The following is an 11131-nucleotide window of genomic DNA, read 5'->3' as shown; positions in this document are numbered from 1 at the left end:
GCCCCCTCTCGAGGGGGCGGGCGCTCTGTCGCGTGACCGGGGCGCGGCTACACCGTGAAGCCGATGGCGCGGAGCTGCTCGCGGCCGTCGTCGGTGATCATCTGCGGTCCCCACGGCGGCATCCAGACCCAGTTGAGCTCGAGGTCGTTGACGAGATCGGCGCCGATCGTCGCGCTGCGGGCCTGATCCTCGATGACGTCCGTCAGGGGGCAGGCCGCGGAGGTCAACGTCATGTCGACGCGGGCGATCGTCGAGCCCTCGGTCTCACCCGGGCGAACCCAGATGTCGTAGACCAGCCCGAGGTCGACCACGTTGATCCCGAGCTCGGGGTCGACCACGTCGCGCATGGCCTCCTCGAGGTCCGCGACGAGGGCCAGGTCCTCCTCGGACTGCTCCGGCCGGTTGGGGTCGGGGCGGAACTCGCCGTTGTAGACGGTTCCGGCCGGGGTGGCGTTCTCCTCGGTCGACGCGGACTCGTCGACCGACGGATCGTTGGCAGGGGTCATCTGCTCGGTCATGTCACTCACTCCTGATGGTGTTCGGTCTGTCGGCCGAGGGCGTCCTTGAACGCCATCCAGCCCAGCAGTGCGCACTTGACGCGCGCGGGGTACCTCGACACCCCGGCCAGCGCCACGGCATCGTCGAGGATCTCCTCGTCGCCCTCGTCCTGTCCGCGGGAGGAGATCATCGCCTGGAAGGCGTCGACCACCTCCAGCGACTCCGCCACGGGACGGCCGACCAGCAACTCGGCCATCATCGAGGTCGAGGCCTGGCTGATGGAACATCCCTGCGCGTCGTAGGACACGTCCTCCACGGTGGCGAGATCGTCGGACAACCGCAACCGCAGTGTCAGCTCGTCGCCACAGGTGGGATTGACGTGGTGCACCTCGGCGCCGAAGGGCTCCCGCAGTCCGCTGTGCTGCGGACGGCGGTAGTGGTCGAGGATGACCTCCTGGTACATCTGCTCGAGTTTCACGTGAGTGCCCCTTCCACTCCGAAGAACTGCTGGGCTCGGCGCAGGGACCTCGCGAGAGCCTCGACCTCGTCGAGGGTGTTGTACAGCGCGAACGAGGCCCGCACGGTGGACTGCACGCCGAGACGCCGGTGCAGCGGCCACGCGCAGTGGTGCCCCACTCTGACGGCCACACCGTCGTCGTCGAGCACCTGGCTCACGTCGTGGGCGTGGATGCCGTCCACGACGAAGGAGACGGCGCCGCCGCGCGAGACCATGTCCGTCGGGCCGACGATCCGGATCCCCGGGATCTGGCCGAGGGCGTCGAGCGCGGCCACGGTGAGGGACTCCTCGTGGCGGGCGATGGTCTCCATCCCGACCTGCTCGAGGTAGCGCACCGCCGCGGCGAGCCCGACCGCCTGGGACACCATGGGCACCCCGGCCTCGAATCGCTGGGGCGGGTCGGCGTAGGTCGTCTCCTCCATGGTGACGGTGGAGATCATCGACCCGCCGGTGAGGACCGGGGGCATGGCCTGCAGCAACTCGCGCCGGCCGTAGAGGACGCCGATGCCGGTGGGCCCGAGCATCTTATGGCCGGAGAACGCCGCGAAGTCGACGCCGAGGGCGTGGAAGTCCACCGCCATGTGCGGCACCGACTGGCAGGCGTCCAGCACGACGAGCGCGCCGACGGCCCGGGCGGACTCCACCACGCGGGCGACGTCCGTCACCGCGCCGGTGACGTTGGACTGGTGGGTCAGTGCGACGACCTTGACGGCGTCGGTGAGCTCGAGCGAGTCGAGGTCGATCCGACCGTCGTCGGTCATGCCGTACCAACGCAGTGTGGCGCCGGTGCGTCGGCATAGCTCCTGCCACGGCACGAGGTTCGCGTGGTGCTCGAGCTCGCTGATGACGACCTCGTCCCCGGGGCCCACCGCGTACTCGCCGAAGCGCTGGTCACCAAGGGCGAAGGCCACGAGGTTGAGCGCCTCGGTGGCGTTCTTGGTGAAGACCAGCTCGTCGACGTCGGCACCCACGAACCGCGCGATGTCGGCACGGGCGCCCTCGTAGGCGTCCGTCGCCTCCTCGGCGAGTTGGTGCGCACCGCGGTGGACCGCCGCGTTGGAGTGCAGCAGGAAGTCCCGCTCCGCGTCCAACACCTGCATCGGGCGCTGCGAGGTCGCCCCGGAGTCGAGGTAGACCAGGGGCTTTCCGTCACGGACCGTGCGCTGCAGGATCGGGAAATCCGAGCGCACGGCGGTGAGATCGAGGGTCGAGGTCATGTTCTCCCAGCTGTCCGGTCAGGCGTTCGCCGGCGTCAGGTACTTCTCGTACCCGTTCGCCTCGAGCTCGTCGGCCAGTTCTGCGCCACCGGAGGCGGCGACGCGGCCGTCGACGAACACGTGGACCTTGTCGGGGGTGATGTACTTCAGGATGCGGGTGTAGTGCGTGATGAGCAGGATGCCGCCGTTCTCCTCCGCCTTGTAGCGGTTGACACCCTCGGAGACCACGCGAAGCGCGTCCACGTCGAGGCCGGAGTCGGTCTCGTCGAGCACGGCGATCTTCGGCTTGAGCAGGTCCAGCTGCAGGATCTCGTGACGCTTCTTCTCGCCGCCGGAGAATCCCTCGTTGACGCTGCGCTCGGAGAACGCCGGGTCGAAGTCGAGGTCGGACATGGCCTCCTTGACCTCCTTCACCCAGTGGCGGAGCTTGGGGGCCTCACCGCGGACGGCGGTGGCCGCGGAGCGCAGGAAGTTCGCGGTGGAGACCCCGGGGATCTCGGTCGGGTACTGCATGGCCAGGAACAGGCCGGCGCGGGCCCGCTCGTCGACCTCCATCGACAGGACGTCCTCGCCGTCGAGCGTCACGGTGCCGCCGGTGACCTCGTACTTGGGGTGGCCGGCGATGACGTAGGCGAGGGTGGACTTGCCGGAGCCGTTCGGCCCCATGATGGCGTGGGTCTGGCCCGACTCGATGGTCAGGTCGACTCCCTTGAGGATCTCGACGGTCTCGGGAGAGTCCTCGGTCGCGGCGACGCGGGCCGTGAGGCCCTTGATCTCGAGAGTGGTCATGGGTAGTGCTCGCAATCTGTGTGAGAAGTCGTGGGGGATGTACTGGCGGGGCTCGTCAGATGCCGGAGGACTCCAGCTCCAACTCGACGGCCTCGGTGATCCGCTCGCGCACCTCCGGAACGCCGATGCGGTTGATCACCTCGCCGAAGAACCCGCGGATCACGAGTCGCCGTGCGACGTCCTCGGGAATGCCCCGGGACATGAGGTAGAACAACTGCTCCTCGTCGAACCGTCCCACGGCGCTGGCGTGGCCCGCACCGGCGATCTCGCCGGTCTCGATCTCCAGGTTCGGGACCGAGTCGGCGCGGGCACCGTCGGTGAGTACAAGGTTGCGGTTCATCTCATACGTGTCGGTGCCCACGGCCCGGGCGCGGATCAGCACGTCACCGATCCACACGGTGTGTGCGTCCGGCAGGCTCGACTTGGCGTCGCCCTGCAGCGCACCCTTGTAGAGGATCCGCGAGGTGCAGTTGGGCTCCGAGTGGTCCACGAGAAGACGGTGCTCGAGGTGCTGCCCGTCGTCGGCGTAGTACAGGCCGTTGAGGGTGACCGTGCCGCCGGGGGCGGTGAACCGTGCGAACGGGGAGACGCGCACGAGCTCGCCACCGAACGTCACCGTCGTGTAGGTCAGTGTCGCGTCGCGGCCGACCTGCAGGTGGTGACCCGCGAGGTGCAGGGCGTCGTCGTCCCAGTCCTGGATGAGCACGATCTCGAGGTGGGCGGAGTCGCCGACGATGAACTCGACGTTCTCGGCGATCGTTCCGCCGCCACGCTGGTCCACGACGAACGTGGCGTTGGCGAACGCCTCGAGGCGGACCTGGGTGTGGCCGTAGGCCAGTTCGCCCTCGCCCGGGCCGTCGACGGTCACGTAGACGGGCTCGTCGATCACGGTCTCCTTGGCGACCGTGATGACGGTGGCCTCGGAGGCGGAGCTGAACGCCTGTGCGGCGACGCGGTCGCGGGGTGCCCCGGCCTCGCCGACGCGCTTGTCGTCCATGGCGACCGTCTCGACGGTCAGACCGTCGTGCTCGGCGACGGACGCCAGCAGGCGACCGGTCGCGGTGATGTTGGAGCCGTCGTGGATACCGCGCAGACGACGCAGCGGGGTGAACCGCCAGATTTCGTCCTTGTGGCTGGGTACCTCGAAGGCGCCCACGTCGAACGACGAGAACTGGTCGCCCTTGGTGGCGTCGACGGGGACGCCGTAGCGGTCCGTCAGGGGTGCCGGGGTGGACCCGGTCTCGGGTGCGGTGGTGTCGGTCATGGTGGTCAGCCCACCGATCCTTCCATCTGCAGTTCGATCAGGCGGTTGAGCTCGAGCGCGTACTCCATCGGGAGTTCCTTGGCGATCGGCTCGACGAAACCACGCACGATCATGGCCATCGCCTCGTCCTCGGCCAGGCCGCGGCTCATGAGGTAGAACAGCTGGTCCTGGCTCACCTTGGAGACCGTGGCCTCGTGCCCCAGCGTGACGTCATCCTCCCGGATGTCGATGTAGGGGTAGGTGTCGGACCGGCTGATGTTGTCGACCAGCAACGCGTCGCACTCGACGTTGGACTTCGAGCCCTTCGCGCCGGCGTTGATCTGGACCAGACCGCGGTACGCGGACCGCCCGCCGCCCCGAGCCACCGACTTGGAGACGATGTTCGAGGACGTGTTGGGCGCCAGGTGCAGCATCTTGGAACCGGTGTCCTGGTGCTGGCCCTCACCGGCGAACGCCACGGAGAGGACCTCGCCCTTGGCGTGCTCACCGGTCAGCCAGACCGCCGGGTACTTCATCGTCACCTTGGAGCCGATGTTGCCGTCGATCCACTCCATGGTGGCGCCCTCTTCGGCACGGGCACGCTTGGTGACGAGATTGTAGACGTTGTTCGACCAGTTCTGGATGGTCGTGTAGCGGCACCGGCCGCCCTTCTTGACGACGATCTCGACGACCGCGGAGTGCAGGGAGTCCGACTTGTAGATCGGCGCGGTGCAGCCCTCGACGTAGTGGACGTAGGCGCCCTCGTCGACGATGATCAGCGTCCGCTCGAACTGGCCCATGTTCTCGGTGTTGATCCGGAAGTACGCCTGCAGCGGGATGTCCACCTGCACGCCCGGCGGGACGTAGATGAACGAGCCACCGGACCAGACGGCCGTGTTGAGGGCGGAGAACTTGTTGTCACCGGAGGGGATGACCGAGCCGAAGTACTCCTCGAAGTACTCGGGATGCTCCTTGAGCGCCGTGTCGGTGTCCATGAAGATGACACCCTGGCTCTCCAGGTCCTCACGGATCTGGTGGTAGACCACCTCGGACTCGTACTGCGCGGCGACGCCGGCCACGAGCCGCTGCTTCTCCGCCTCGGGGATGCCGAGCTTGTCGTAGGTGTTCTTGATGTCCTCGGGCAGGTCCTCCCAGCTGGTGGCCTGCTTCTCCGTGGAACGGACGAAGTACTTGATGTTGTCGAAGTCGATACCGGACAGATCCGAACCCCAGGTGGGCATCGGCTTCTTGTCGAAGATCTTCAGGGCCTTGAGCCGCTTGGAGAGCATCCAGTCGGATTCGCTCTTCTTGGCGGAGATGTCACGCACGACCGCCTCGGACAGGCCGCGCTGCGCGGTGGCACCGGCGTCGTCCGAGTCGTGCCAGCCGTAGTTGTACTGGCCGATGGAGGCGATTCGTTCCTCATCGGTGGTCGGCTCCGTGACGTCGGCCGTCACCTGATCGGGGGTGATGGTCATCGCACTGTCCTTTCGGCGGTCGGTGCCGACGCGGACGCGTCGGCCGGTGCAGGGATCGTGGCCGCGAGGTCACTCACGGTCACGGTCCCGGTCGGGATGTTGGTGGTGCAGGCGCAGTTTCCGCCCGCGATGGTGGCGAGCCGCTGGACGTGGGTGCCCACTATCTCGGACACCACCTCCTGCTCGGCAGCGCACAGTTCGGGGAACCGGGAGGCGACGTTCCACACCGGGCAGTGGTGCTGGCAGATCTGCAGGCCGGTGCCCGCCTCCTCTACGGAGGACGCGTAGCCGGCACCGGACAGCGCGGTGGTGATGTCCGTGGCGGCGCGCTCGACGTCGTGCGGGCCCTCGGCCGGACGGACGTGACCGATCACCGAGCGCACCCGCTCGCGGGCGAACTCCGTGACCGCGGCCGTGCCGCCGATTCGACGCAGGGCGGTCAGGGCCTCGACCGCCAGGTGGTCGTACCCGTGGCGGGCGGTGCTGCGACCGGAGACGGTCATCTGGAACGCCTTGGCCGGGCGACCGCGGGTTCCCGCCGGCCGCGAACGGACGGCCTCCACCTCGCCGGCCTCGACCAGATGGTCCAGGTGTCGCCGGACACCGGCGGCGGTGAGCCCCAGCTCGTGTCCGATCTCGACGGCGGTGAGTGCTCCGCGCTCCAACAGGAGTTCCCGGATCGACGAGCGGGTGTCGGGCCGCGTGCTGCTCTCGAACACGTGCTGCACGCTCATACGCCACTCCCTTCCGGTTATGCTCGGTGCGCCCGGTCGGGACGCACCTCCTGATATTACGCAACACTTCTGTTTCGGAAATATTCCCCCCACCCCCGGGCGCGCCGCCGGGGTGAGGTGTGCGACGACAGCGGCGGTGGAGGAAGGGTCGGGACTGTGGCACGCGATTACCCCAGGCGTGGTGCCGGGTCGGTCACCTCCCGCCTCCACGCGCAGGAACTGTCCACCGGGTCCCCGTTGTCCGCGGAGATGGCCCGCCTGCGCCGCATCCGTCTGATCGGCACCACCGCCGCCGTGGCGATGGCGATCGGGGCGCTCGGGGCCGGCGCGTTGCCCGTCCTGCAGAACCCGATCGCCGGCGAGCGACTGTTCGGCCTGTGGCTGCGCCTGCAGCAGTCCTCGATGACGGTCGTCATGGCGGGGATGGTCACGGTGACCCTGTGTTGGCTGCTGCTCGCCCCGTACGTGCTCGGGCGGGATCGGCGGGGCCGGATCAGTGGTCGGATCGACCGCGCGACGCTCGACCGGGTGATCGCGTCATGGGCGCTCCCCCTCGCGCTGGCGCCGCCGATGTTCAGCCGGGACGTCTACAGCTACCTGGCACAGGGAGCGATCGGCAACGAGCTCGACGATCCCTACGAACTCGGACCGGTCCCTGCACTGGGGACCTCCCACGCGCTCACCATCAACGTCCCGGACATCTGGCGCGATACGCCCAACCAGTACGGACCGCTGTTCCTGGGGGTGCAGAAGGTCATCCACGGGCTCACCGGCGACGACGTGGTGGCCGGGACCATCCTGCACCGGGTCGTGGCCGTGATCGGGATCCTCATGCTGGGCTGGGCCGTCCCACGGCTCGCCGAGTACTGCGGCGTGTCCGACGTCGCCGCCCTCTGGCTGGCCGTGGCCAACCCCCTGGTCCTGTTCCACCTCGTCTCCGGCATCCACTCCGAGGCGCTGATGATGGGCCTGCTGGCGGTCGGACTGGTGCTGGCGCTGCGCGCGGTGGACGCCCCCGGATCCGGGTGGCGCACCACCTCGCTGTTCATCCTGGGCACCGTCCTGGTCACCGGATCGGCCCTGGTCAAACTCCCCACCGTGGTGGCGTTGGGGTTCATCGGCATGGCCCTGGCGCGCCGGTGGGGTGCGAGCTGGTCCGCCACCCTGCGCGCGGCGTCGGTCATGGTGGCGGTGAGCGGTGTGACCACCGGGGCGGCGATGGTTGTCACCTCGTCCGGCCTCGGCTGGATCACCAAACTCGGGGCGGCCACCTCGCTGCGCAGCTGGCTCTCCCCGCCCACCGCGCTCGGTGTGATCGTCGGCGGGATCGGACAGTATCTCGGGCTCGGGGACCACACCGAACAGATCCTCGTCATGGTGCAGACCGCCGCCCTGGTCGCGGCCGGCGCGTTCACCGTCCGCATGCTGTTCGCGGTCCAGGCGGGTCGGATCAACCCGGTCGGCGGGCTGGGGGTGTCCATGGCCGCGATCGTCCTGTGTTTCCCCGTCGTGCAGCCCTGGTACGTCCTGTGGGCGCTGGTCCCGTTGGCCGCGTGGGCCTCACGGGTGGAATTCCGCCTCCCGGTGGTCGCCGTCAGCGCGGTGCTGGCCTGCTTCACCCTCCCGCCGGGTGCGGGACTGCCCCCGTTCGTGACCGTCCAGGCCTGGGCGGCGACCGTGGCGGTGGTCGCCGTCCTGCTCGTCGCACTGTTCCGGTGGCCGGGGCTGTTGCGCTTCCGCTAGCCGGACCGGCCTACACTCGGATCCCGTGACCTCTCCGACGGATACGCCCGCGCTGCACGTCGAGGGGCTCGTCAAGAGGTTCGGGGCGACCACCGCCGTCGCCGGCCTGGACCTGCGACTCGAGCGCGGGCAGGTCATGGCCCTGCTGGGACCCAACGGGGCGGGCAAGACCACCACGGTCGAGATCTGCGAGGGATTCGCCCGTCCCGACGCGGGCACCGTGCGGGTGCTGGGCCTGGACCCGGTCATCGATCGCCAGCGGGTCCGCAGCCGCATCGGGATGATGCTCCAGGGCGGCGGCTCCTACCCCGCCGCCAGGGTGGGCGAGATGCTCCGGCTGGTGGCGTCCTACTACGCCGATCCCCTCGATCCGGACTGGTTGCTGGGCGAACTCGGGCTCACCGAGCACGTCCGGACCCCGTACCGGCGCCTGTCCGGCGGCCAACAACAGCGGCTGTCCCTGGCGATCGCGGTCATCGGCCGGCCGGAGCTGGTCTTCCTCGACGAGCCGACCGCCGGCCTCGACGCCCAGTCACGCCGGGCCGTGTGGGACCTCGTACACGCGCTGCGTCGCGACGGCGCCGCGGTGCTGCTCACCACCCACCTCATGGACGAGGCGGCCTCGCTCGCCGACGAGGTCGTGATCGTCGACCACGGCCGACGCGTCGCCTCCGGGACGCCCGCCGAACTCGAACGCGCCGGGACCGCGGAGGGCGTCACCCTCGTCGTCGACGGCGAGGTGTCCCCGTCGCTGCTCGCCGGCGTTTTCGGTGGGGAGCACACGGTCGCGGCGGGGACCGCCGCCGGCGTCCTCGAGGTCCACGGCCCGGTCTCCCCCGAACTCATGACCGCCATGTGTGCAGCCCTCGAGCGTGCCGGCGTCCAACTCACCTCCCTGGCCACCCGCACCAGGAGTCTCGAGGAGGTCTTCCTCGACCTGACCGGACGGGAACTGCGATGACCCACACCCAGACCGGCGGCAACCGCTTCGCCCCCGGCACCTTCACCCGCCCGTCGGCGCCGGCGTCCCCGGCCCGGATGACCGCCGCCCAGACCCGGATGGAACTGGCGCTGTTCCTGCGCAACGGTGAACAGCTCCTCGTGGCCCTGGTCATCCCCGTCGCCATCCTCTTCGGCCTCACCGCGATCGACTTCGGTGCGGTACCGGATCCGCGGGTCGATCACGCGATCACCGCGGTACTGACCATCTCCGTCATGGGGACGGCCTTCACCGGCCAGGCGATCGCCGTGGGCTTCGACCGCCGGTACGGCGCCCTCAAACGTCTCGGCGGCACCCCCCTGCCGCCGGCGGTCATCATCCTCGGCAAGATCCTCGCGACGCTCGTGCTGGTGGCCGGCCAGGCGGTCGTCCTCGGCGTCATCGCAGCGCTGCTGGGATGGCGGCCCGAACTCCCGGGGCTGGCGCTGGGGGCGCTCGTGATCGCCCTGGGATCGGTGGCGTTCTCCGCCATGGGGCTCCTACTCGGGGGCACCCTGCGTGCGGAGATCGTCCTCGCACTGGCCAACCTCATCTGGTTCGTCCTCATCGGTGGCGCCGGACTCGCGATCGGGGTGGTCGACCTCCCCTCCGCGGTGGCCGACCTCCTCGTCGTAGTCCCCTCCTACGCGCTCACCTCCGCGCTGGGCACGGCGCTCGCCGGCGGCGTCCCCGCCCTGGCCGCGCTGTCCCTGGTCCTCTGGACGGCCGTGTGTGGCGGATTTGCCGTGCGTCACTTCTCGTTCACCTGATAGCAGACCCCGGCGCGCCGCGGCCTAGAATCGGGGCCGTGACCTCGACATCGCACGCCCCGACCTCCGGAACCCCGGCCGCGAGCGACCCCGGGCGATCGACCGGACCGTTGTCCCGCCTTCCCGTTCCGTCGATCCGGGTCCAGAAGGGTGTCGCGCTCGCCAACGTCATCGCCCAGATCGGCATCATGACCACCGGCGTCACCGTGCGCGTGACCGCCTCCGGTCTGGGTTGCGAGACCTGGCCGCAGTGCAACGAGGCCAGTTTCGTGCCCGTCCCCGGCGCCGCACCGGCGCTGCACCAGGCGGTCGAGTTCGGCAACCGCCTGCTCACCTTCGTCCTCGCGGCGGTCGCCGTGGCGCTGCTCCTCGCGGTGTACCGCGCCGGGCGCCGCCGCGGCCTCAAGGCACTCGCCTGGGCCATGCCGGCGGGCATCCTCGCCCAGGCCGTGATCGGCGGGATCACCGTCCTGGCCGGCCTCGCGTGGTGGACCGTCGCGCTGCACCTGCTGCCCTCGATGATCCTCGCCTGGCTCGCCGCCGTCCTCTTCGTCCGCATCGGCGAGGCCGACACCGCGCCGCCCCGACGGGTCATGCCCAAGCCCATGACGTGGCTGACCGTGCTGTCGGCCGTCCTGCTCACCGGCGTCCTCACCACCGGGACGATGGTGACAGGGGCCGGACCCCATGCCGGCGACGCGCGCATCACCGCGGCAGATCGACTCCAGATGCCCATCCAGTGGCTCGTCCACTTCCACGCCGAACTCATGGTGGGTTACGTCTGCCTGCTCATCGGGTTGCTGGCCGGGCTCGTCGCGCTGCGGACGGAGGGCCCCGCGATCCGGCGGAGCGCGATCCTCATCGGACTCATCGCGGCGCAGGCGGTCATCGGGATCACCCAGTACCAGCTCGGGGTGCCCGAGCTGCTGGTCGTGGCGCACGTGACCCTGGCGGGTGCGATCACCGCCGTCACCGGCGCCCTGTGGGCGGCGGGGGTCATCCGGGACCGCGTGCCGGCCTGACAGGGTCGCCGACCCCGGTAGGGTCGCGGGGTACGCGTCGCCTCTGTACGGGTGACGGCCCGGTGCGCGTCCTCTCCGGTCCCTTCGGGGCGCGCACCAGGCCGACCGAAGAAGCAACGGCGGCCCCGCCGATCGGCGGGG

The 11131-nt window shown here is 69.7% G+C and carries 11 protein-coding genes; 4 read left to right on the top strand and 7 right to left on the bottom strand.

The window, feature by feature from the left end:
• Positions 1-47: 47 nt before the first annotated feature.
• The 7 genes from Q2K20_RS08295 to Q2K20_RS08265 are packed head-to-tail and all read right to left on the bottom strand — an operon-like array spanning position 48 to position 6476.
• Positions 48-506, bottom strand: coding sequence for a metal-sulfur cluster assembly factor (locus Q2K20_RS08295; protein ID WP_371517556.1), 459 nt, complete (start codon positions 504-506; stop codon positions 48-50).
• Between the two features lie 17 nt (positions 507-523).
• The gene (sufU, locus tag Q2K20_RS08290) at positions 524-976 is read right to left on the bottom strand and encodes a Fe-S cluster assembly sulfur transfer protein SufU (RefSeq protein WP_120283272.1); all 453 of its coding nucleotides are present in this window, start codon (positions 974-976) and stop codon (positions 524-526) included.
• Positions 973-2232: a cysteine desulfurase gene (locus Q2K20_RS08285; RefSeq protein WP_163375791.1), complete on the bottom strand. Its 1260-nt coding sequence runs from the start codon at positions 2230-2232 to the stop codon at positions 973-975. The genes sufU and Q2K20_RS08285 overlap by 4 nt, the downstream gene beginning before the upstream one ends.
• Positions 2233-2250: 18 nt before the next feature.
• Complete coding sequence (sufC, locus tag Q2K20_RS08280) at positions 2251-3021, bottom strand: Fe-S cluster assembly ATPase SufC (RefSeq protein WP_067716304.1); 771 nt, start codon at positions 3019-3021, stop codon at positions 2251-2253.
• 55 nt (positions 3022-3076) lie between these two features.
• Positions 3077-4285 carry a Fe-S cluster assembly protein SufD gene (sufD, locus tag Q2K20_RS08275; protein WP_154827474.1) on the bottom strand — a complete coding sequence of 403 codons (1209 nt, stop codon included), beginning with the start codon at positions 4283-4285 and terminating at the stop codon, positions 3077-3079.
• A gap of 5 nt (positions 4286-4290) precedes the next feature.
• Positions 4291-5742 carry a Fe-S cluster assembly protein SufB gene (gene sufB, locus Q2K20_RS08270; protein ID WP_119191701.1) on the bottom strand — a complete coding sequence of 484 codons (1452 nt, stop codon included), beginning with the start codon at positions 5740-5742 and terminating at the stop codon, positions 4291-4293.
• On the bottom strand, positions 5739-6476 hold the full coding sequence (locus Q2K20_RS08265; protein ID WP_159149032.1) for a helix-turn-helix transcriptional regulator: 738 nt from the start codon (positions 6474-6476) through the stop codon (positions 5739-5741). The genes sufB and Q2K20_RS08265 overlap by 4 nt, the downstream gene beginning before the upstream one ends.
• A gap of 156 nt (positions 6477-6632) precedes the next feature.
• Here Q2K20_RS08265 and mptB point away from each other — a divergent pair, with 156 nt between their 5' ends.
• From mptB to Q2K20_RS08245, 4 genes are read left to right on the top strand one after another with little or no spacing between them, the layout of a single operon-like run.
• Entirely contained in the window at positions 6633-8219 is a 1587-nt protein-coding gene (gene mptB / locus Q2K20_RS08260; RefSeq protein WP_163375793.1) for a polyprenol phosphomannose-dependent alpha 1,6 mannosyltransferase MptB, read from the top strand.
• Between the two features lie 25 nt (positions 8220-8244).
• Positions 8245-9180, top strand: coding sequence for an ABC transporter ATP-binding protein (locus Q2K20_RS08255; protein WP_096905450.1), 936 nt, complete (start codon positions 8245-8247; stop codon positions 9178-9180).
• The gene (locus tag Q2K20_RS08250) at positions 9177-9968 is read left to right on the top strand and encodes an ABC transporter permease (protein ID WP_269504027.1); all 792 of its coding nucleotides are present in this window, start codon (positions 9177-9179) and stop codon (positions 9966-9968) included. Before Q2K20_RS08255 ends, Q2K20_RS08250 begins: the two co-directional genes overlap by 4 nt.
• Positions 9969-10006: 38 nt before the next feature.
• Positions 10007-10990, top strand: a complete 984-nt coding sequence (locus Q2K20_RS08245; protein ID WP_082923909.1) for a COX15/CtaA family protein — start codon at positions 10007-10009, stop codon at positions 10988-10990.
• Positions 10991-11131 lie beyond the last annotated feature (141 nt).

This window comes from Dietzia sp. IN118 (genome assembly GCF_032905965.1).
GTDB classification, from domain to species: Bacteria; Actinomycetota; Actinomycetes; order Mycobacteriales; family Mycobacteriaceae; genus Dietzia; species Dietzia kunjamensis.
Note: the sequence above shows the minus strand (reverse complement) of the source record. Positions and strands in the feature narration are given on the sequence as shown.

Bases quoted from the DNA above. Each gene is read 5' to 3' on its own strand.
- Q2K20_RS08285 (WP_163375791.1), bottom strand. From the start codon at position 2,232: ATGACCTCGACCCTCGATCTCACCGCCGTGCGCTCGGATTTCCCGATC.
- Q2K20_RS08265 (WP_159149032.1), bottom strand. From the start codon at position 6,476: ATGAGCGTGCAGCACGTGTTCGAGAGCAGCACGCGGCCCGACACCCGC.
- Q2K20_RS08250 (WP_269504027.1), top strand. From the start codon at position 9,177: ATGACCCACACCCAGACCGGCGGCAACCGCTTCGCCCCCGGCACCTTC.
- sufD (WP_154827474.1), bottom strand. From the start codon at position 4,285: ATGACCGACACCACCGCACCCGAGACCGGGTCCACCCCGGCACCCCTG.
- Q2K20_RS08295 (WP_371517556.1), bottom strand. From the start codon at position 506: ATGACCCCTGCCAACGATCCGTCGGTCGACGAGTCCGCGTCGACCGAG.
- sufC (WP_067716304.1), bottom strand. From the start codon at position 3,021: ATGACCACTCTCGAGATCAAGGGCCTCACGGCCCGCGTCGCCGCGACC.
- sufB (WP_119191701.1), bottom strand. From the start codon at position 5,742: ATGACCATCACCCCCGATCAGGTGACGGCCGACGTCACGGAGCCGACC.